Annotated in this window: 23 protein-coding genes; 8 read left to right on the top strand and 15 right to left on the bottom strand. The window is 59.9% G+C overall.

The window, feature by feature from the left end:
• Window positions 1-164 precede the first annotated feature (164 nt).
• Both Q1A52_RS16040 and Q1A52_RS16035 read left to right on the top strand, forming a co-directional pair.
• Window positions 165-503 carry a P-II family nitrogen regulator gene (locus tag Q1A52_RS16040; RefSeq protein ID WP_195821407.1) on the top strand — a complete coding sequence of 113 codons (339 nt, stop codon included), beginning with the start codon at window positions 165-167 and terminating at the stop codon, window positions 501-503.
• Between the two features lie 28 nt (window positions 504-531).
• Window positions 532-1,866 (top strand): ammonium transporter, encoded by a 1,335-nt coding sequence (locus tag Q1A52_RS16035; RefSeq protein WP_300017562.1) that lies wholly within the window; start codon window positions 532-534, stop codon window positions 1,864-1,866.
• A 125-nt stretch (window positions 1,867-1,991) separates the two neighbouring features.
• On the opposite strand, the gene Q1A52_RS16030 is transcribed toward Q1A52_RS16035, so the two are convergent.
• The 3 genes from Q1A52_RS16030 to smpB all read right to left on the bottom strand — a co-directional run bounded on the left by Q1A52_RS16030 (window position 1,992) and on the right by smpB (window position 4,671).
• Complete coding sequence (locus tag Q1A52_RS16030) at window positions 1,992-3,176, bottom strand: amino acid aminotransferase (RefSeq protein ID WP_300017559.1); 1,185 nt, start codon at window positions 3,174-3,176, stop codon at window positions 1,992-1,994.
• Window positions 3,176-4,030: a 3-mercaptopyruvate sulfurtransferase gene (sseA, locus tag Q1A52_RS16025; RefSeq protein WP_300017556.1), complete on the bottom strand. Its 855-nt coding sequence runs from the start codon at window positions 4,028-4,030 to the stop codon at window positions 3,176-3,178. Before sseA ends, Q1A52_RS16030 begins: the two co-directional genes overlap by 1 nt.
• 152 nt (window positions 4,031-4,182) lie before the next feature.
• Window positions 4,183-4,671 carry an SsrA-binding protein SmpB gene (gene smpB / locus Q1A52_RS16020; protein ID WP_300017553.1) on the bottom strand — a complete coding sequence of 163 codons (489 nt, stop codon included), beginning with the start codon at window positions 4,669-4,671 and terminating at the stop codon, window positions 4,183-4,185.
• Between the two features lie 138 nt (window positions 4,672-4,809).
• On the opposite strand from smpB, the gene Q1A52_RS16015 reads away from it, so the two are divergent.
• Entirely contained in the window at window positions 4,810-5,661 is an 852-nt protein-coding gene (locus Q1A52_RS16015; RefSeq protein WP_299826458.1) for a hypothetical protein, read from the top strand.
• Between the two features lie 9 nt (window positions 5,662-5,670).
• On the opposite strand, the gene Q1A52_RS16010 is transcribed toward Q1A52_RS16015, so the two are convergent.
• Window positions 5,671-6,489 carry a sulfotransferase family protein gene (locus Q1A52_RS16010; protein ID WP_300017550.1) on the bottom strand — a complete coding sequence of 273 codons (819 nt, stop codon included), beginning with the start codon at window positions 6,487-6,489 and terminating at the stop codon, window positions 5,671-5,673.
• Window positions 6,490-6,634: 145 nt separating this feature from the next.
• Between Q1A52_RS16010 and Q1A52_RS16005 the strand changes: the two genes are divergently transcribed.
• Window positions 6,635-8,212, top strand: a complete 1,578-nt coding sequence (locus tag Q1A52_RS16005; protein ID WP_300017547.1) for a DUF5928 domain-containing protein — start codon at window positions 6,635-6,637, stop codon at window positions 8,210-8,212.
• A gap of 9 nt (window positions 8,213-8,221) precedes the next feature.
• Window positions 8,222-8,599, top strand: a complete 378-nt coding sequence (locus Q1A52_RS16000) for a histidine triad nucleotide-binding protein (protein WP_299860505.1) — start codon at window positions 8,222-8,224, stop codon at window positions 8,597-8,599.
• A 2-nt stretch (window positions 8,600-8,601) separates the two neighbouring features.
• Here Q1A52_RS16000 and Q1A52_RS15995 read toward each other — a convergent pair whose 3' ends face one another.
• The 3 genes from Q1A52_RS15995 to Q1A52_RS15985 all read right to left on the bottom strand — a co-directional run bounded on the left by Q1A52_RS15995 (window position 8,602) and on the right by Q1A52_RS15985 (window position 10,108).
• On the bottom strand, window positions 8,602-9,252 hold the full coding sequence (locus Q1A52_RS15995) for a DUF1523 family protein (RefSeq protein ID WP_195821398.1): 651 nt from the start codon (window positions 9,250-9,252) through the stop codon (window positions 8,602-8,604).
• Between the two features lie 12 nt (window positions 9,253-9,264).
• Window positions 9,265-9,531, bottom strand: coding sequence for a hypothetical protein (locus Q1A52_RS15990; protein ID WP_299779326.1), 267 nt, complete (start codon window positions 9,529-9,531; stop codon window positions 9,265-9,267).
• Window positions 9,532-9,643: 112 nt separating this feature from the next.
• Entirely contained in the window at window positions 9,644-10,108 is a 465-nt protein-coding gene (locus tag Q1A52_RS15985; protein ID WP_300017544.1) for a MarR family winged helix-turn-helix transcriptional regulator, read from the bottom strand.
• Between the two features lie 108 nt (window positions 10,109-10,216).
• Between Q1A52_RS15985 and Q1A52_RS15980 the strand changes: the two genes are divergently transcribed.
• Window positions 10,217-10,645: an organic hydroperoxide resistance protein gene (locus Q1A52_RS15980; protein ID WP_299860494.1), complete on the top strand. Its 429-nt coding sequence runs from the start codon at window positions 10,217-10,219 to the stop codon at window positions 10,643-10,645.
• 31 nt (window positions 10,646-10,676) lie between these two features.
• Here Q1A52_RS15980 and Q1A52_RS15975 read toward each other — a convergent pair whose 3' ends face one another.
• Together Q1A52_RS15975 and Q1A52_RS15970 are read right to left on the bottom strand one after the other, a co-directional pair.
• Entirely contained in the window at window positions 10,677-11,900 is a 1,224-nt protein-coding gene (locus tag Q1A52_RS15975) for an aminopeptidase P family protein (RefSeq protein ID WP_300017541.1), read from the bottom strand.
• A 121-nt stretch (window positions 11,901-12,021) separates the two neighbouring features.
• On the bottom strand, window positions 12,022-12,810 hold the full coding sequence (locus Q1A52_RS15970; RefSeq protein ID WP_300018575.1) for an alpha/beta hydrolase: 789 nt from the start codon (window positions 12,808-12,810) through the stop codon (window positions 12,022-12,024).
• An 85-nt stretch (window positions 12,811-12,895) separates the two neighbouring features.
• Between Q1A52_RS15970 and Q1A52_RS15965 the strand changes: the two genes are divergently transcribed.
• Window positions 12,896-14,374 carry an NAD-dependent succinate-semialdehyde dehydrogenase gene (locus tag Q1A52_RS15965; protein WP_300017538.1) on the top strand — a complete coding sequence of 493 codons (1,479 nt, stop codon included), beginning with the start codon at window positions 12,896-12,898 and terminating at the stop codon, window positions 14,372-14,374.
• Between the two features lie 55 nt (window positions 14,375-14,429).
• Here Q1A52_RS15965 and Q1A52_RS15960 read toward each other — a convergent pair whose 3' ends face one another.
• On the bottom strand, window positions 14,430-14,738 hold the full coding sequence (locus Q1A52_RS15960) for a YciI family protein (RefSeq protein ID WP_300017535.1): 309 nt from the start codon (window positions 14,736-14,738) through the stop codon (window positions 14,430-14,432).
• Between the two features lie 84 nt (window positions 14,739-14,822).
• Between Q1A52_RS15960 and Q1A52_RS15955 the strand changes: the two genes are divergently transcribed.
• The gene (locus tag Q1A52_RS15955) at window positions 14,823-15,698 is read left to right on the top strand and encodes a LysR family transcriptional regulator (protein WP_300017532.1); all 876 of its coding nucleotides are present in this window, start codon (window positions 14,823-14,825) and stop codon (window positions 15,696-15,698) included.
• 69 nt (window positions 15,699-15,767) lie between these two features.
• Here Q1A52_RS15955 and Q1A52_RS15950 read toward each other — a convergent pair whose 3' ends face one another.
• The 5 genes from Q1A52_RS15950 to Q1A52_RS15930 all read right to left on the bottom strand — a co-directional run bounded on the left by Q1A52_RS15950 (window position 15,768) and on the right by Q1A52_RS15930 (window position 20,602).
• On the bottom strand, window positions 15,768-16,235 hold the full coding sequence (locus tag Q1A52_RS15950; protein WP_195821390.1) for an Hsp20 family protein: 468 nt from the start codon (window positions 16,233-16,235) through the stop codon (window positions 15,768-15,770).
• Between the two features lie 130 nt (window positions 16,236-16,365).
• A complete protein-coding gene (locus tag Q1A52_RS15945) occupies window positions 16,366-17,175 on the bottom strand; it encodes a trypsin-like serine protease (protein WP_300017530.1) in 810 nt (269 codons plus the stop codon).
• A gap of 30 nt (window positions 17,176-17,205) precedes the next feature.
• On the bottom strand, window positions 17,206-18,027 hold the full coding sequence (locus tag Q1A52_RS15940) for a trypsin-like serine protease (RefSeq protein WP_299826435.1): 822 nt from the start codon (window positions 18,025-18,027) through the stop codon (window positions 17,206-17,208).
• A gap of 110 nt (window positions 18,028-18,137) precedes the next feature.
• Entirely contained in the window at window positions 18,138-19,460 is a 1,323-nt protein-coding gene (gene glcF, locus Q1A52_RS15935) for a glycolate oxidase subunit GlcF (protein WP_300017527.1), read from the bottom strand.
• A complete protein-coding gene (locus Q1A52_RS15930; protein WP_300017524.1) occupies window positions 19,460-20,602 on the bottom strand; it encodes an FAD-binding protein in 1,143 nt (380 codons plus the stop codon). The genes glcF and Q1A52_RS15930 overlap by 1 nt, the downstream gene beginning before the upstream one ends.
• Window positions 20,603-20,636: the final 34 nt, after the last annotated feature.

Raw genomic sequence — 20,636 nt, 5'->3', positions numbered from 1 at the left:
TATGCCTAATAATTATGCAATATCCCCAACGTGACTATTTCTTGGGCACATGGCTTGCGTTTTCCGTCGCGACTCCGCCCAGAAACTTCCATGTCTGCTGCCCTCTGGCGTTTTCTGCAGGCGCAAACATTGCAGATACGTCTGCCAAGCGAAGGGGACACGAGGTGAAACTCATCATTGCAACAATCAAGCCGTTCAAGCTGGAGGAGGTGCGCGAAGCACTGACCGAAGCAGGTGTGCGCGGCATGATGGTCACGGAAATCAAGGGCTTCGGCTCCCAGTCCGGCCACACTGAAATCTACCGCGGGGCTGAATACGCCGTGAATTTCGTGCCGAAGGTCAAAATCGAGATCGTGGTCGCCGAAAGCGTGGTCGATCAGGTCGTCGATACCATCACCAAGACCGCGCAGACCGGCAAGATCGGCGATGGCAAGATCTTTGTCCTCAGCGTCGATCAGGCCGTGCGTGTGCGCACCGGCGAAACCAACGAAGACGCGCTGTAAAGCTGCGCATCAACCAGGGATACGTACAATGAAGCTTCTCAACACACTTGCCCCCGCTGCCGCGCTGATCGCGCTGCCCAGCCTCGGGCTGGCCCAGGACGGCCCGACGCCCGGCATTAATCCGTCTACGGATTCGGTCTTTATCTTCAACTCGCTCCTATTCCTCATCGGCGGCTTCCTCGTCTTCTGGATGGCGGCAGGGTTCGCCATGCTGGAGGCTGGTCTTGTCCGCTCCAAGAACGTCACGATGCAGCTGACCAAGAACATGGCGCTCTTCTCGCTGGCGGCGATCTTCTATTACCTGATTGGTTACAACCTGATGTATCCACTCGGCACGTGGATGGTTGACGGCGTCCTCTCCGGCGTCTGGGGTCCGGGCGTTCTGGAGGCCGTTGGCGTGACGTCTGACGCCGCCGATGACTATGGCTACGCGTCTACCGGCTCCGACTTCTTCTTCCAGCTGATGTTCTGTGCGGCCACGGCGTCCATCGTGTCCGGCGCGCTGGCCGAACGCATCAAGCTCTGGCCCTTCCTGATCTTCGTGATCGTGCTCACCGCCGTGATCTACCCGCTGCAGGCCTCCTGGAAGTGGGGCGGTGGTTTCCTCGACGCGATGGGTTTCCTCGACTTCGCGGGCTCCACGGTCGTGCACTCCGTCGGGGGGTGGGCGGCTCTGGCAGGCGCACTGATCCTCGGACCGCGTATCGGCAAATACAAGGACGGCCGTGTGAACCCGATGCCGGGCTCCAACCTCGCGCTTGCGACGCTTGGGACATTCATCCTGTGGATGGGCTGGTTCGGTTTCAACGGCGGCTCGCAGCTGGCCATGGGCACAGTGGGTGATGTCGCGGACGTGTCGCGCATCTTTGCCAATACCAACGCCGCTGCTGCCGGTGGCGCAGTGGCTGCCCTTATCCTGACGCAGCTTCTCTACAAAAAGCCCGACCTCACCATGATCCTCAACGGTGCGCTGGCTGGTCTGGTCTCCATCACAGCCGAACCGCTGACACCAACATTGGGGTCTGCCACGCTGATCGGCGCTGTTGGCGGTGTCATCGTGGTCTTCGCGGTACCGTTCCTCGACAAGCTCAAGATCGACGACGTGGTCGGCGCCATTCCTGTGCACCTTTTCGCCGGCATCTGGGGCACGATCGCAGTGGTCCTGACCAACCCCGATGCCTCCTTCGGTGTTCAGATCTATTCGATCTTCGTGGTGGGTATCTTCACCGTCGTCGCTTCGGGTGTGATGTGGTTCATCCTCAAGGCAACCATGGGTATCCGGGTCTCCGAAGAGGCGGAGATCAACGGTCTCGACACGTCAGAGCTGGGCATGGAAGCCTATCCAGATTTCTCCAAAGGCTGAGCTGAACACCTTTGTAAAAGCAAAAACCCGGGCGTCCGCGCCCGGGTTTCTCTTTGTTCGCAGCGAGGGGGGGAAGAGCGACGTTTCCGGTGGCTCCGGGTCCCGTCACATCGTCTCAAGGCAAGTCAGACACCCGCATCGATGATCGCTTTGGCAAGAATCGGAATTGTGTGTTCGTTCAGCCCGGCGATGTTCATCCGGCTGTCCGAGACCATGTAAATCCCGTGCTTCTCCCGCATCTCGACCACCTTGTCCGGCGTGGTGCCAAGGCGGGAAAACATCCCACGGTGCTGCGCCAGAAACCCGAATCGGTCAGAGCCCGACAGCCGTTGCAATTCGCTCGCCAGCTGACTGCGCAAGCCCAGCATGCTGGACCGCACCTCCTCCAGCTCCGCCATCCAATCCGCCTTCAGCGCGTCGTCATTCAGGATCATCGTCACCAGACGCGCGCCATGATCCGGCGGGAAGGAAAAGTTCTGCCGGTTGAGAAAGGCCAATGTGTCCTGATGCAGCTTGCGGGCTTCGGTGTTGTGGCTCACCGCCATCAAGAGGCCGGTGCGCTCCCGGTAAATCCCGAAATTCTTGGAACAGCTGGCCGCGATCAGGCATTCCGGCACGGAAGAGGCGACAAGACGGGTGGCCGCGGCGTCCTCCTCCAAACCATCGCCAAAGCCCTGATAGGCGATATCGATCATCGGCACCGCGCCGGTTTCCAGCAGCACGTCGACAACGGCGCGCCATTCGGTCATGTTCAGGTTAGCGCCCGTCGGGTTGTGACAGCAGCCGTGCAGCAGAACAACGTCCCCCGCCCTGGCCGTTTTGATATCCTCGATCATCCCGTCGAAATCGACGCCGCGCGTGTCCTCATCGAAATAGCGATAGTTCACTACTTCGATGCCCAGATAGCCCAGAATGGACAGATGGTTTGGCCACGTGGGGTCAGAGACAAAGACCCGTGCATCAGACCGCGCCATCTGGATGAGCTCAAACGCCTGACGGACGGCGCCCGTCCCGCCAGGCGTGGCCACCGCCGCAACACTGTCACGGGGCACCGCGTCGCGCAGCACCAGATCGATCATCGCATCGGCGAAGGCCGGGTCACCAGCGAGGCCGGTATAGACCTTTGTGTCCTGCGCTTCCCAAAGCTGGTGTTCGGCCGCCTTCACGGCCCGCATGATCGGCGTCAGGCCCGTTGCATCCTTGTAGACACCCACCCCCAGATCGATCTTAGTCGGGCGCGGATCGTCCTTGTACATCTGCATCAGGGCAAGAATGCCATCGGCAGGGCGGGTTTTCAGGCTTTCAAACATCATGCGTCTCCGGTTGCGACAGGTACGGTGGGAAACATCCCCCATTCGGCCCAGGAGCCGTCATAGACGGACCACTGAAGATGCCCCATGCGCTCCAGCGCCAGGGCGAGGATCGCCGCCGTCACGCCCGACCCGCAAGAGGTTATGATCGGCTTGTCGAGGTCTACGCCCGCGGCTTCGAAAACCGCGCGGCAGGCTTCGGGATCTTTCAGGGTGCTGTCGGCGTTCAGCAGGTCAGCAAAGGGTACGTTGCGCGCGCCGGGAATGTGACCGGACCGCAGGCCTTCGCGCGGCTCGGGCGCTTCCCCCCGAAACCGCGCGGCTGCCCGCGCATCGACAATCACATGGTCCTCCAGCTTCGACGCGGCAGACACCTGTGTCACGTCCCGCACAAGATGGTTCTGGAAACGGACAGTCATGTGCCTGTCCCGAATGACCGGGGGCATGTCTTCGATGGGATGACCTTCAGCCTGCCATTTGGGAAAGCCGCCGTCCAGAACGGCAACATTCTCCTGCCCCATCAGCCGGAAAAGCCACCAGACCCGCGCAGCCGAGAGCAAACCGGCGCCATCATAGATCACCACCTGATGGCCGTCGCCAACCCCCATCGCCCGCAGCCGGGACATGAATTTCTCAACCGGAGGCGCCATATGCGGCAAATCGGAGCGGTGGTCGGAAATCTCGTCGATATCAAAAAACCGCGCCCCTGGAATATGCGCCGCATCATATTCCGCCTTCGGATCGCGGCCAGCGTCAGGCAGGTGCCAGGATGCGTCGAGTATCCGCAGATCTGGATCCTTCAGGTGCTGGGCCAGCCACGCGGTGGAAACCAGTGTTTTCGGATCATCGGACATGAGATTCTCCTAGCTGTGCAGATCGGCTTCTGGGTACCCTCCGCCAGCCACAGTGGCAAGCCTGCTTGCGCGCGGGTGGCCTGAAGCCCACCCTACCTGTCTACCACGGCGCTCACCGCCTGCAGGTAAGGTGGGCTTCAGGCCACCTTTGCCTATCCGTGGTCTTTCATCAGACGCGACTTTTGACGTGACCAGTCCCGCTTGGCCGCGGTTTCACGCTTGTCGTGCAGCTTTTTGCCCTTGGCGACGCCGATCTTGATCTTCGCCATGCCACGGTGGTTGAAGTAGAGCACCAAGGGCACAAGGGTCATGCCCTTGCGTTGGGTGGCATTCCAAAGGTCAGCCAGTTGCTTGCGCGAGATCAGTAGCTTGCGCCGACGCCGCTCCGCGTGCTGAAAGCTCTTGGCCTGCTTGTAGGGGGCGATGTAGCTGTTGACCAACCACAGCTCCCCATCTTCCACGGCGGCGTAGCTTTCGGCAATGTTCGCCCCGCCCTCGCGCAGGGATTTCACTTCCGAGCCTTCCAGAATGATCCCACATTCCAGATCTTCCTCGATCGCATAGTCGAACCGTGCCCGCCGGTTTTCGGCGACCACCTTATAGTTCGGATCGGACTTGGATGCGGATTTCACCTGGGCCATGGGCGCAGATGTAGTGCCTGCGATCTCCACGCGCAAGCCGCCCCACATGGACACTTGTGCCCTTCATGGCCTGTACACGTAGGCGTCTACAGAAAAATAGTGTATGCAAGGCGGATAATGCAGGCCCGGGAGGTCCAGATGTTCAACCCGACAGCAACGCTGGCGTCCTCCTTCGGCGACCACCTATCGGAGACATTCCTGCAGTATTTTTCCGGACGAGAACCGGAATATGCTGCCTTCATAAACGGATGCGCCAAGATGGTGCTGGAGCGGCTGGCCAATTCCGACGCGCTTTATCACAACGCCGAACACACGATCATGGTAACGCTTGTGGGTCAGCAGATCATACGCGGGCGTCTGGTTACCGAAGCCCTGCAACCCTGCGACTGGCTGCACTACATCGTCGCCCTGCTTCTGCACGACGTCGGATACATGCGCGATATCTGCAAGGGGGATGTCGGATCAAAGGTGGTCATTGATCCTTCAGGCAAGACCATCACCCCGCCTCGTGGGGCCTCCGACGCTTACCTCGCACCCTATCACGTGGACCGGGGCATGATGTACGCCCGCCAGCGGTTTGCCGACTCGGCCCTGATTGACGAAGAACGCATTGCAGCGGCCATCGACTACACCCGCTTCCCGGTGCCTGACGATGCGCACTATGGCTCTACCACCAGCGAACCGGCGCTGGTGCGGGCGGCCGACCTGATCGGCCAGATGGCGGATCCGTTTTATCACCGCAAAATCGGCGCGCTTTACCTGGAGTTCGAGGAGACCGGCATGGCCGAGCAGCTTGGTTACAAAAGCGCGGTGGACCTGATGGAGAAATTTCCCGATTTCTTCTGGGCGCAGGTGCAGCCGCTGATCGGTCCGGCCCTGAACCATCTGGAACATACGATGGAAGGCAAGCAGTGGGTGGCGCAACTCTATAACCACATCTTTCAGGTGCACCATCGGACCAGCCTTCTGGGTCCTTTCGACGGCCGATAACCTGCCAGATCAGTCCCCCAGCTTGGCGTGCACCTCATCGAGGTCGATCTCGGAGACAGGCATCTTGTTGCCCGGGTTCTCGAAATCATACCGGAAGAGCTCGAAATCCCGTTTGTAGATCTCATAGACCAGATGCATCGACAGATCGTCGAAATACGCCTCAACCGGATGTGCCCGCTTGGGCCCATGCCCTTCGCTTTCGTTAAAGCGCGGCACCTCATCCAGCTTAATCTGATACGGTGTCTCAATCGCATTCAGAACCTCCTGCATGCCGTCGTTGAAACTCTCCGTCCAGACGATCTTGTCGTATGTGCCGCCGTTTACGATAAAGGTGCTGACATGGCCTGACATCGCCGACCAATGAATGTCCGGGTCCATGGGTTTACGAAATTTGATGGTGTCGCGCGCGAAGAGAAGAAACCGCCGGAACGACGCGATCTGGTCAAACTCCTCCTGACCGTCATCGCCCCCCACATCAATCCCGTATTTCTGCACCAACACCGGCACCAGATTGCCGCGATACCGTTTGCCATTGCGCTGAATACCGCAAATCTTGTCGAAGAAGGAGCTCAGAATGCGCGTGTAGGGGTTCCGGACACAGGTGAAAGCATAGGATTTATGCTGCTGCACATTTTCGGTGATCGGGGTCTGACTATCGTCCAGCGCCCATTTGTGCAGCCCCTCTTTCGCATCATGGATGTCCCCGTCGAAAAATACGCCGTGATCTGAATAGTACATGATCTGACCGATGGTCGAACAGGCGCATTTGGGCACCACGCGGTACACCATGCTTTCACTGGTGGTCATCCAGGTTCCTGGGAAACCCATACTGTTTAACTCCTGCCCGGTCCGCCCGTTTTGAGGCTTTTGACGATGTTAGGTTAGAAAAAAGCAAATAATTTCGGTTTATTCAATGAGCCTTCATGCTTATCAACATATAGAGTGGCAACAATAAGAGCAGATCAAATCAAACGTGGCAAAGATCGCCTTTATCCTTTTATGCCATAAAGACCCCGATGCCATCATCCGGCAGGCGGAGAAATTAACTGCGGCTGGCGACTACATGGCCATCCACTTCGATGCCCGCGCCAATCCAGAACATTACCAAAAAATCCGCAAAGCATTGAACGGAAATGCGAACGTGACCTTTGCACGCAAACGCGTGAAATGCGGTTGGGGGGAGTGGTCCCTGGTACAGGCCACATTGAACGCTGTTCAGGCGGCGGTGGATGCGTACCCGCGCGCGACGCATTTCTATATGCTGTCGGGCGATTGCATGGCGATCAAGACAGCTGAATACACCCACCAATTTCTCGATGAAAACGACGCGGATTTCATCGAGAGCTTCGATTATTTCGAAAGCGACTGGATCAAGACCGGCATGAAGGAGGAACGGCTGATATACCGTCACTTCTTCAACGAACGCAAACACAAGCATCTGTTCTATGCGTCGATGGACCTGCAACGGCGCCTGAAGCTTGATCGCAAACTGCCCGATGACATCCAGATCAGGATCGGCAGCCAATGGTGGTGCCTGCGGCGGGAGACCGTCGAAAAAATGCTGGATTTCCTAAAAGAGCGCCGTGACGTGATGCGTTTTTTTGCAACCACGTGGATTCCGGACGAGACCTTTTTCCAGACCGTCGTGCCCCATCTGGTGCCGGAAACGGAAATCCGCAGCCGCACCCTGACCTTCCTGATGTTCACCGATTACGGGATGCCGGTGACCTTCTACAACGATCACTACGACATGCTGATCAGTCAGGATTACCTCTTTGCCCGCAAGATCAGCCCCGAGGCCAGCGACCTGAAACGCCGCCTCGGCCTGCTCTACGCCGCCTCGGGCGTGGATTTCCAGATTTCCGGCGAGGGACCAAGCCTCTTCAAATTCCTCACCGGACGTGGGCGCGTTGGACGCCGTTTTGCCTCGCGGTTCTGGGAAACGGAATCGACGCTGGGCCGCGAACGGGAATTGCTCGTTGTGGTCTGCAAGAAGTGGCATGTGGCCAAGCGGGTGCTGGACCGCATCCGGCAGACCACCAATGTGCCTGCTGTCGAATACCTCTTCAACGAAGAGGACACGCCCCTGCCCGATCTGGGTGGCATCCAGACCAGCCTCGAAAAACGTACCCGCCACCGCCGGGCGTTGATGCGGATGCTCTTTGACTACTATGAAACTGACCGCATGATCGTCTGCATGGATCCGGGCAACATCGAGCTTTTGCAGGATTTTGCGGCGGATCGTTCCGTCACCCGCCTGCTCGAAATCGAATGCAGCTTTACCGACGAGTATCTGATCGGCCATGCCATGCGGGTCGGCCTTGCGGGGGAACAGACCTCTACCGAAACGCTGGAACGGCTGCTGCCCACCATTCGCAATGACATGGTGTTCGAAAGTGACCGCATCAAGGATGCAGAGTTCAAGAACTACACCCGCATCCGTGAAAGCGGTGATCTGGACGACAATGCGCAGGCCCTTGCGCAGTTCCTGTCCATCCCGCAAGACGCCGCACGCGATATCGCCGACAGTCCACACCTCTTTGCCGACTAAGGATTCCCAATGAGCTACGCCTACGACGATCAGAATATCTTTGCCAAAATCCTGCGTGGCGAAATTCCCAATACAACCGTGTTGGAGACCGACCACAGCCTCGCCTTTCGCGATCTCTATCCGCAGGCGCCAACCCATGTGCTGGTGATCCCCAAAGGGGCTTACGTCAGCTACGATCACTTCGCGTCCGAGGCGTCGGAAGCAGAAATCGTCGACTATACCCGCGCCATTGCCGAGGTGTGCCGGCTGGAAGGTGTCGCCCTCACGGCAGGCGATGGGTTTCGTCTGATTTCAAACGCCGGGTCAAACGGTGTGCAGGACGTGCCCCATCTGCATGTGCACATCCTGGGCGGGCGTCCTCTGGGGCGGATGCTGGCAAAAGCCTGAGGCTAGTAGCCCCGCCGCTTGGCCGCCCACCAGCGGCGAAAGCGGTTGCGTTTCTCGGCAATGCTGTCTTCGGTGGCTTCCCAGCTGTCCTGCATCTCTTCCAATTTGGGGTCGATCCGTGCCTGGCGAAAACGCCGCCAGCGGACCCAGATGCCATAGAAGATCGCCGCCAGGAACAGCAGGATCAGCGCGTTCAGCCAGGGCAGCGGTTTGCTGGCCTCAGGCCCGTCCACAGGCCAGACCGAGATCGCATTGGGGAAGATCGAAAAGAACTCGTTGCGCCAGCCATAGTGCCGGATCGCCACGTATTGCGGCGCCGCAGCCGTTGATTTCGCATCCGCCGCTTCCGCCTGCAGGTTCGAGGTGTCGAATTTGAAATAGGGCGGCCAGCCCCAGCCGGTGTCCTCATTCCGGTAGACCATCACCGTGCCGTCGGCCCGGCGCGTCTGGATAAAGAACACATCCCGGCTGATCGCATTGGGGTCAGACCCCGCATCCGCCTGTGCCCAGAACAGCCGGTTCTCGCCGGGGTCGATCCGCTTTTCATAGGTATCCGTGACCCGCGCGATGTCGACCTGCGGCAGCGTGTAGTGAAAGAAGGAGGCGATCAGCAGCCAGAAGGCGATGATGAAACCCCATTTGACGTAAAACATGGATCAGCCCCCTCAGGCGAAATTCGTGAAATAGATGAGCAAGGCAATGGCAATCGACGGGATCACATAGACGCCCAGAATGAGTTTCCGGCGCAGCGAACCGTCGTAGTCCTGCAGCCCCGCCCGCACGAAACTCTCGCGATCGCCGGGGCCTCTGGCTTCATCCCATTCCGCCTCCAGCTTACCGCGCCGGACGGACCGTGAGTAGAAGGACAGACAGACGTAGATGATTGTCAGGACGATGAACCCGATAAACAGCATCCGTGCCAGTGCGGCCATTCCGATCTCCTTTGTGCGGCTTACCCGCAATATAGGGGATGTAAACTCTATTTACATCCCATGCGCCCTTGCTTTGATTGCTGCATCGCAAATGTCCCCGCCATTGGGAAGCCTATTTTGATGCGGCGGCGTCGAGCATGGTGCGGGTCAGACCCCGCAGGGTCCTTTGCAGTGCTTCGATCTCCGCCTGTGGCATGCCGGTGGCTTCCAGAATGCAGCCCGGCACGTGGGCGGCCTGCGCCTCCAGCGCCTGCCCCTGATCCGTCAGGGCCACCACCACGCGGCGCTCGTCGTCGGGATCGCGGGAGCGGGTCACCAGCCCGGCCTCTTGCAGCCGCTTGATCAGAGGTGTCAGCGTGTTGCTCTCCAGGCTCACCCGCCGCCCGATCTCCCCCACGCTCAGCAGGCTGTCGGGCCAGAGGTTCAGCATCACCAGGTACTGCGGATAGGTCAGACCCAGCGGCGCCAGCAACGGTTTGTAAACACGCGTAAAGGCCTGCGACGCCGCATAGAGGTCAAAGCAGAGCATCGGCGCCATCGGGTCAGCCGTGGTCGGGGGAGTCGGATCGTTTGCCATACTGGCAATTTAGGTCGCGGACGATTTAATCGCAAGGTTGACAAAATCGAGTCTGTTGTTTATATCGTGTACGATATTAACGTGCTCGATTAAAAAGGAAGCACCCCAATGCCCACCAAAATCCTCTACAGCACAAGCGCCACAGCCACGGGTGGCGGCCGCGAAGGTACATCGTCCCTCGATGACGGCAGCTTCACCGCAAGTCTGGTACCGCCCAAGGAGCTGGGCGGCGCAGGCGGCGATGCGTTGAACCCCGAAAAGCTCTTTGCCACTGGCTATGCCGCCTGTTTTCTCGGCGCACTGCGGTTCTACGCCGGCCAGAACAAGATCGACGTGCCGGACGACGCCTCGGTGAATGTCACCGTCGGCATCGGCCCGCGCGAGGATCTTGGCTTTGGTCTCGACGTGAAAATCAAGGTCGCTCTGCCCGGCGTCGAGGCCGCCGTGGCAGAGGACCTTATTGCAGGTGGCCACAAGGTCTGCCCCTACAGCCACGCCACCAAGGGCAGCCTGGACATCACGCCGGAACTGGCCTGATTCTGCTGCCGCGGCTCACGGGCCGCGGCGCTCAGCCGACGATGTTGAACTCCGGCCCGTATGGGTACCCGGTGATGTTCTCATTGCCATCCTCGGTGATCACCAGAATATCGTGTTCGCGGTAGCCGCCCGCGCCGGGTTTACCCTCGGCGATGGTCAGCATCGGCTCCATCGAAATCACCATGCCCGGCTCCAGCACCGTGTCGATGTCCTCGCGCAGCTCCAACCCCGCCTCGCGCCCGTAATAATGGCTGAGCACGCCGAAGGAATGTCCGTAACCAAAGGTGCGGTATTGCAGCAGGTCGCGTTCGGCGAAGAAATCGTTGATCTTGTGGGTGACATCGGCACAGGACACGCCCGGTTTGAGCAGGCTCATCCCGTACTCATGGGCCGCCACATTCGCCTCCCATATCTTCAGGCTGTCCGCATCGCATTCCTGTACAAAGAGTGTCCGCTCCAGCGCCGTGTAGTACCCTGAAATCATCGGGAAGGTGTTCAGCGACAGGATATCCCCGCGCGCCAGCACACGCCCCGTGACCGGGTTATGCGCCCCATCGGTATTCAGACCCGACTGGAACCAGACCCAGGTGTCGCGGTATTCTGCATCCGGAAAGCGCTTGGCAATCTCCAACTCCATCGCATCCCGTCCGGCCATTGCCACGTCGATCTCGCGCACACCTGCTTTGATCGCCTCGCGGATGGCATACCCGCCCACATCCGCAACCTGCGCACCCTGCCGAATGAGCGCAATCTCGGCCTCGGATTTGTGCATCCGCTGCCGCATCGTGGTCTCGTAGAGGTCCACCATCGTCAGTGGCTGCAGGAAATCCTCCAACTTGTCGCGCTGCATCAGGGTCAGGTGATCGCCCTCATAACCGATGATCGCGTTCTTTCCGGTCACGCTGACCACCGCGCGCCAGAAGTTATCGCGCTGCCAGTCGGTGTAGGTGATGTTGTCGCAGAAACTGCGCCGCCACGGCTGGCCTGCGTCGATCCCGGCGCTGATGGTCACGGCATCGGTTTCGGTCACGACCATACCGTAAGGCCGCCCGAAGGCGCAGTAGAGAAAGCCCGAGTAATAGGCGATGTTGTGCATCGACGTGAAAACAGCGGCGGATGCGCCCGCTGCCTCCATGCGCTCACGCAGCTCTGCCAGACGGTCCTCGTATTCTGAGATCTCGAAGGGCAATGGTGACTTGTCGCCATTGTGATAGCGATACATCTCGGGGCGGTCGGAAAGGGGTGAGGTGGTCATGTCAGACCCTCCTTTTGCAGAAAGGTCCCGGCGTTCAGGACAAATCAGGCCGCGCGCAGGGCGACGCCATCGCCCCACAGCCGCGCCAAGGCTTGGACGATTTCAGGCGCACGATCAAGGCTCAGGTTGCCGTCAGGAAACGCACGAGGTCGCTTTGCGCGTCTTCCAGCGCGTCGATCACGTCGAAATGGTGTTTTCCCGGCACGATGGCGGCGTCGATGCCCCACGCCCGCACCAGCGCCTCTGCCTGTTCGATAAAGACGGGCCGCTCCTCAGCGCCCACCCAGATCCTGACGTCGGCGGCAGCGGGGGGGGCCATACGGGTGGGGCTTTCCGCTGTCGCCTCCGCCTCGTCCAGCCGCAGGATCTCGTTCATGGAAGTCTTAAGCAGCGGCATGAGGTCAGCCACCGGCGAGATCGGCGCGACGCGGACAATCCGGTCGCGAACCGCCTCTGACAGGACCGCAGGGTCCAGCATCCGCGCCACGAGATGACCGCCAGCAGAATGCCCGGCAAGCGCAAGCGGCCCCTCCGTCCGCGCGGCAATCACCTGAACCGCCTGCGCGATCTGCTGTGTGATGTCAGAAATCCGCACATCGGGGCAGAGATCATAACTTGGCATGGCCACCGACCAGCCCGCAGCCAATGGCCCTGCCGCCAAGTGCGACCAGCTGCTGCGATCAAATGCTTTCCAATATCCGCCGTGCACGAAGATCATCGTGCCTTTGGGCGCGTCCGATGTGTTAAAGAAATCAAACACCTGCCTATCTGACGCACCGTAGGACTCGCCGACCTCTGCGTGCGTCCCAAGCCGCTCGCGAAATGCCGCAGCGGCGGCATCCCACTTGGGCGGATAGGTCTCAGCCCCTGCAATATAGGCTGCATTGGCGTAGGCATCGTCGAGCGGCATCATGAAGGTCATCCTCGTTTCGGAACTGGACAATCATAGTCAGAGTTGAAATGACAACCATAGCCATTTTCGCGGAGGACCCGAAATGAAAGATATTCTAAACACCGATCTCAAATCCCTGCTGAAAGATTCCAGCCTGCTGGAGACCCGTGCCTATATCGGCGGCCAGTGGGTCGACGGCGATAACGGTACTTTCGAGGTGACCAATCCGGCACGCGGTGACGTGATCGCCGAGGTGGCGGACCTCAGCCGGGCGCAGGTCGCGGGCGCCATCGCGCAGGCCGAAACAGCGCAGAAGGAATGGGCCAGTTGGACCGGCAAGGAACGTGCAGGCGTTCTGCGCAAATGGTATGATCTGATGATGGAAAACGCTGACGATCTGGCGACCATCCTAACCGCGGAACAGGGCAAGCCGCACGCCGAAGCCAAGGGCGAGATCGGCTATGGCGCCAGCTTCATCGAATTCATGGGCGAGCAGGCCAAGCGGATCTATGGCGAGACGATCCCCGGCCATCAGCGCGACAAGCGCATCACCGTGCTGAAACAGCCCATCGGCGTGGCGGCCTCAATCACGCCCTGGAATTTCCCCAACGCGATGATCACGCGCAAGGCGGCCCCCGCGCTGGCCGTGGGATGCTCCTTTGTCGCCCGCCCAGCCAAGGAAACCCCGCTCAGCGCCATCGTCATGGGTGTTCTGGCGGAACGTGCGGGCATCCCGGCAGGTGTGTTCAACGTGGTCACGTCCTCCTCCTCTTCGGAGATCGGCAAGGAATTCTGCGAGAACCCTGCCGTGCGCAAGCTGACCTTCACCGGATCCACCGAAGTCGGCCGCATCCTGCTGAAACAGGCCGCCGATCAGGTGATGAAATGCTCCATGGAACTGGGCGGCAACGCACCTTTCATCGTCTTCGACGATGCCGATCTGGATGCAGCAGTCGAAGGGGCCATGCTGTGCAAGTTCCGCAACAACGGCCAGACCTGCGTCTGCGCCAACCGCATCTACGTACAGGCCGGGGTCTATGACGCCTTTGCCGAGAAGCTGAAGAAAGCGGTCGAGGACCTCAACGTGGGAGACGGTCTCGAAGAGGGCGTGACAACCGGGCCGCTGATCAATCAGGACGCCGTCGAGAAGGTGCAGGAGCACATGCAGGACGTGGTCGACAATGGCGGCGCGGTGCTCACCGGCGGCAAGCCGCACGAGAAGGGCGGCACGTTCTTCGAACCCACCATCGTGACCGGCGTGACGCAGGACATGAAAGTGGCCTCAGAGGAAACCTTTGGGCCCCTCGCCCCGCTCTTCAAGTTCGAGGACGAGGACGAGGTGATCGCCATGGCCAATGACACCATCTTTGGCCTTGCGAGCTACTTCTACGCCAAGGACCTCAGCCGCGTTTACAAAGTGGCCGAGGCGCTGGAATACGGGATTGTGGGGGTGAACACCGGCATCATCTCTACCGAGGTCGGGCCTTTCGGTGGGGTGAAACAGTCCGGTCTGGGCCGCGAAGGATCCCACCACGGCATCGAGGACTACCTTGAGATGAAATACATCTGCATGTCAGTCTGACGATCAAATCAAGTCTTGCGAAAAAGGCCGCCTTGTGCGGCCTTTTTTACTGCGCTCAGGTCTTGGGATCGATCCGTCGCTTGCCATCTGCAAAAACCTGGCGCCACGCCAGAATACGGAACGACTTGCGCAACCCGGTCGGCCAGAACGGGTCCGCATGCACCAAGGCTTTTGCCGCAGCCTCATCCGGCACATTCACGACCCAGAGACCACCCTGCCCGGCACCTGCGGCATCTGACAGCGGTCCGGCGGATTGGATCGCATCCGAATGCGCCTCGAGAAAATCCAGATGCGCGGGCATATACGTCTTTCGAATGTCCGGGTCCGCCTGTGCGTCGTCTTCGAAAAGAATGATGAATGTCATGCGATCCTCCAGCGTGTGTGTGCCAAAGCTACCACCACACATACGCTGATTGATTCAGTATATGTGACCATCTAGTCTGCAAAAATGCAGAGCTTTAACTGGAATGATCTGAAGTATCTGATTGCCTTGCACCGATCCGAAACTCTGCGGGCAGCGGCGCGGCATCTGGGGACCAGCGATACAACCGTCGCACGGCGGATTGCGGATTTGCAGGACAAACTCGGGGTGACACTGTTCCTGCGCGACAGCGCCGGGCGATATGTTCTGACGGAGATTGGGCACGCCGTCCTGATCCATGCGGAGACCACCGAACGAGCCGCCATCGCGGTGGAAGACCTGCTGGGGCAGATCACAACCCGTCTCACCGGTGTGGTACGGATCAGTTCGGTTCCGGTGATCATCAATCGGATTCTGGTGCCGCAGATCGGCCGACTACAGGATCAGGAGCCTGGTCTGACGCTGGAACTGGTTCCGGAGGCGCGGTTGCTTGATCTAAACAAGCGAGAGGCTGACCTCGCGCTCCGTTTTGCGCGACCAGCAGCCGGGGGGCTACGCGTCAAGGCGCAGAAGCTGGGCAGGGTGACGTTCGACCTCTTTGCCTCGTCGGCTCTGGCAGAAAGCGCGCTCCCGGAGACACCGTGGATCGACTACGAGGATGCGCACGCAAGTCTGCCCCAGGCGCGGTGGCTTGCCAACGCCGCGCAGCGGGATCCTGCGGGGCCTGCACCGCTGAAAGTGGCCGATCTCGAAACCGCCTGGGAAGCTGCCGCGCAGGGGTTGGGGAAGACACTTTTACCCGGCGCCGTTGCAGCGGCTGATACACGCCTGCAACGGGTCGATGTTCGACACCAGACGACCACGCCTGCGCGGGAGGTCTGGCTGCTGTCTCATGCGGATCAATCCGACCGGGCCTCAGTGCTGGCTGTCAAAAACTGGCTGAACGGACTGCGCTGGTCGTAGGTGAGGGTGCATAAACGAAAAAGGCCCGCGTCAGAAACGCGGGCCCGGCAGTCAAACGGTGACGTGAAATCAGTTCACGGATTTCGCGTCGACCACGTCTTTCTCGATCTGCTTGGTCGAGGAGATCGAAATCTGCCGCGGTTTCAGCGCCTCGGGCACTTCGCGGACCAGATCAATGTTCAGCATTCCGTCGACATGGGCGGCACCGGTGACCTGAACGTGATCCGCCAGATGGAAGCGACGCTCGAACGCACGGGTTGCGATACCGCGGTGCAGGTAGCTGCGCGCCGCGTCCTCTTCGGCTTTCTTGGCCGAAACGATCAGGGCGTTTTCACGCACTTCGACACTGAGGTCCGCATCCGAGAATCCGGCGACCGCAATCGAGATACGATAGGCGTCATCATCCAGCTTTTCGATGTTGTAAGGCGGGTAGGAAGGCTGTGTGCCTTCGGTAGTCAGCACCCGGTCCATCAGGTCGGCGATCTGGTCAAAGCCAACGGTGGCCCGGTAAAGCGGTGCAAAATCATAAGTACGCATAGTGTTATCCTCTTCATTGAGCGATTACGCGCCAGCGGCTCCGGATGGACGCACGCCGGCAATGGTTATGTGCCGGGGCCCTATAGAGGCACCCCGGATACCGGTAATGTGGGGATGAGATTTGAGCGGTTCAAGACCCCCCGGGGCGGACAAATTTTGCGCCACCGGTCGCAGTTGTTCGGCTCACGCCGTTGTTGATTGTGATCCTGCGCGCGTTGGCCAAAGGGTTTTGCGCATTGGCCCGCATCTGACGTTTCAGGTCGGCCACGAGCCTGGGAAGCATCATACCAAAAGAGACCTTTTTACCCTCAAAGCGGCCCACACTTGAGACGACGGAGACAATCTGCCCCCGACCGTTCTTGTGACTGAACACGGGCGCGCCTGAGGATCCGAATGTCACATCGCAATCCATCAAAACCACCCCCTGGTAGTGATCGAACATGCGGCACACCGCCTGTCTGGAGGGCAACTCCGCGCGTCCCCGCCCATAGGATACGACGCTGACCGGTCCCTTCGCGAACCGCTCGTCAAAGAGGACAAAGGGATCAAGCATATGGGTTGGGATCGGCGTTTTGAGTCGCAACAGGGCGACATCGTGGCGAATGTTCTCCACGGTAGAGCCCTGCCCCGGCGTGTACCCGGGATGCGCCTCAATCTGGGCAATTTGACGCTCGGCAGCGGAAGTTCCATTGCGCAGACCAGCGCGGAACGTGAGGTCTTCCGCCTTCAGGGGCGTGTTCGAGGTTGGCGAATAGACGCAATGCGCCGCCGTCAGCAAGAGGTCCGGGGCAATCAGCGTCGCCGTACAAAACCCGACACTGTTGGCGTCAAGCCGCCCGACGGCCTGCCAGACCAGCGCCTCGTTTGCCCCGCCAAGACCAGTCAGTGACGTGTTGCGCTGTTGTGCCTCGACAGGGCCGGTCCCGCCCAGCAAAGCCATGAATGTCAAAGTCAGAACGAACCGCATAGATCAGTTCACCGGTCGAATGAATTTTGCACCGGTGGAACTGCGCCCCTCACCAACGCCAACGCGGGCCGCAATCGGCGCGGACTCCTGATAAACGCCCTTCCCCGCCACCAGTTCGGACCGGAGAAAATCCAGCGGCGCGCCCAAGGCAGTTCCCAGCGAAACGTCTTCACCATTCATTTCTGCCTTGGCGGACACGACCGATACAATCTGCGCCTTGCCTTCGGCAAAGACAAAGATCGGGGCCCCTGACGATCCGAAATCAACCGAACAGGAGGTGACAAGAACACCCTGTTGGCGGGCCAGCACGGTGCAGACTTCCTGCAAGGATGGCGCTTCGGAGCGGTCGCGGGCATAGCTGACCACACCGACCCGATCCCCTTTGCGCGGGCGCGGTGCTGTCTCAAAAGGTTCAATCGTGGTGTTGCGAATGGGGCGGGCCAGTTCCAGAAGCGCGATGTCATTGCGCACCCGTGCGGAAGAGACGTCTTCCGCGTAGGTGTAATCAGGGTGCACCACCGCGCGGCGCACTTGCCGGTAGGCTGAGGCACGCCCACTGCGCCACCCCGCAAGGAATTCGACAGTCTCGTGATTGATCCGCGCACCTGAGGCCTTGTCGTAAAGGCAGTGCGCAGCGGTCAGGACCAAGTCGGGGCTGATCAAGGCACCTGTGCAGAATCCCTTGCCGCCAATATCCAAACGGCCGACCGCTTCCCACGGACTCGCATCATTGCCGTCTTCCAACGCCTTCAAACGCGCATCCTGCGCGATAGCACCTGTTGTCGTAAGCGCCGCCAAAACAAACAAAACCAACCACTTTTTCACAGAAAATTCCTTCGTATCGATGCGAACAAAAATACGCATCACATACGGCAGAAATAGGGCACCAGCGGCCTGATTACGGGCAATTTGGTTAACGGTCCGTCGTCAATTCGTTAACGAAGCCTGGGGATTTCAGACCTTGGATTGAAATCTTCAATCATTGCGGGAGGTTGCGGCCCACCAGTCGCCCAATCCAGCAATTCCACTGTATGCACGATTGGCAGTTTGGTGCCTGATCCGATCTGCATCATGCAGCCGATGTTGCCCGCGGCGATGACATTGGGCTGCTTTGCTTCCAGGGTGCGTACCTTGCGATCTTTCAGCTTTCTGGAAATCTCGGGCTGCATCAGGTTATAGGTCCCCGCCGATCCACAGCATAGATGCGCATCAGACGGCTCCACAACGGTGAACCCCGCGCGTTTCAGCAGATCCTTGGGGTATGTCTTGATCTGCTGGCCATGCTGCAACGAACAAGCGGCATGATAGGCCACGACCATCTCCTTGTCGGCACCTTCGGGCACATCCAGCTGCATCAGCACCTCAGATACGTCCATGGCAATCTCCGACACGCGCTTGGCGTCGGCGGCCAGCGGTTCATTGCGGAACATGTGCCCGTAATCCTTCACCGTCGTGCCGCAGCCCGAGGTGTTTATCACAATCGCGTCCAGCCCTTCGCCATCCATCTCGCGCGCCCAGGCGCGGATGTTTTTCGCAGCCGTCGCGTGGCTCTCCGTAGTCTTGCCCATGTGATGGGTCAGCGCCCCGCAACAGCCCGCCCCTTCGGCCACCACCACCTCGCATCCCAACCGGGTCAGGAGCCGGATGGTCGCGTCATTGATATCCGTATTCAGCGCCCGCTGTGCACAGCCGGTCATCAACGCCACCCGTTTGACCCGCGGCACCTCCGGCACAAAGCTTTGCGGATCATCGTTGCGGCTGACCGGCGGAATTTTCTTCGGCGCCATCTCCAGCATCGCCCGCAGCCGGGCATCCGGCATCAGCCGCGCAAAGGGCCGCCCCAGCTTGGCCCCGACCAACGCCATCCTGAATCGCATCGGATAGGGCAGAATACGTGCGAGGACCCAACGCAATGCCCGATCACTGAAGGGACGCTTGTAGCGCTGTTCGATGTAATCGCGCGCGTGATCCACCAGATGCATGTAATGCACACCCGACGGGCAGGTCGTCATGCAGGCCAAACAGCTTAGACAACGATCAATGTGCTTGACCGTCTTGGCATCCGGGTCGCGGTCATTCTCCAGCATGTCCTTGATCAGGTAGATGCGGCCCCGGGGGCTATCGAGTTCATCGCCCAGAACCTGATAGGTCGGGCAGGTCGCCGTGCAAAATCCACAGTGCACGCAGTTGCGCAAAATCTCGTTGCTGCGCTGAATGCCCGGGTCCTGGAGTTGTTTTTCAGTGAAAGTGGTCTGCATCAGGCAATCTCTCTTGCAACAGGGCCCATCAGACCGGGGTTCAGGATGCCGCGCGGGTCAAAACGGGCGCGCAATCCTGCGCTGATTTTTGCGACGCCGGGCGCTTCTGGATGAAAGGTTGGCAATGCGGCCCGCGTCGCCTCGGATGCCCGGATCAAGGTTGCGTGACCGTCAAAAGCGCCCAAAGCCGCACGCAGATCATCCCCTGCTGGCATGCGCACCCAGATCAGACCACCCGCCCAGTCAAAATACCAGCCCGCAGCACTTGACCGCGCCATCAGCGCAGGCGCGTCAGAGGGTTTGCAGCACACCCGCCAGATGTCTTCCGGCACATCGGCCAGCAAAGTGGCGTCCCGCACGCTTTTCCAGATCCAATCCGACATGGTCGCATCCGCAACATTCATGTCGACGTTGAAGCCCTTGAGCAAATCTTTCAGCCGGTCCATGCGGTAGGCAACCGACGTCTCGAACCCTTCGATCCTCAGCGCTGTTACCGATCCCCCCTCCATGATCTTGGCACAATGGGCCGCCCCCGTGATCTCATAGGGAGATCCCATCGCCGCCGACATCGCCCGCACACCCGCCACATCATCCAGACCGCGCAACATCAACGTGCCCTGCGTCTCGGGGCTGGGCAGAACTTTGAGCGAAACCTCCGTGAGAACGCCGAGCGTCCCAAAGGCGCCACACATCAGTTTCACCAGATCATATCCGGTCACATTCTTCATGACCCGCCCACCGTTTTTCACGGCCGTGCCCGTACCGTCCACAAACCGCGCGCCCAAGGCATAATCGCGCGCAGACCCGCCCTGAATCCTGCGCGGACCGCTCACATTCGCCGAAATCACACCGCCCAGTGTCGGTTCGCCCTGCGTGCCCAACACGGCACGATGATCCATCGGTTCAAAGGCCAGACGCTGGTTTTCAGCGGCCAGCGCCGCCTCAATCTCCGAAATCGGCGTGCCTGCCTGCGCCACCATCGTCAGCGCACCGGGCTCATAGAGCGTAATGCCCGACAGCCCGGCCACCGACAGAACATCACCCTGAGGCGACAGGCCACGCGTGCCCCCGCCCTGAATCGCCAAAGGCCCCTTGGCCGATTTCACAATGTCGGCCAGCGCCGCTTCCGTGTCAGGTCTCATATCTTCTCTTGGCTCTCAATATCCTGGGGGAGCG

It is taken from the genome of uncultured Roseobacter sp., from assembly GCF_947488185.1.
Classification (GTDB): Bacteria; Pseudomonadota; Alphaproteobacteria; order Rhodobacterales; family Rhodobacteraceae; genus Roseobacter.
This window is presented reverse-complemented; position numbering and strand designations above follow the sequence as displayed.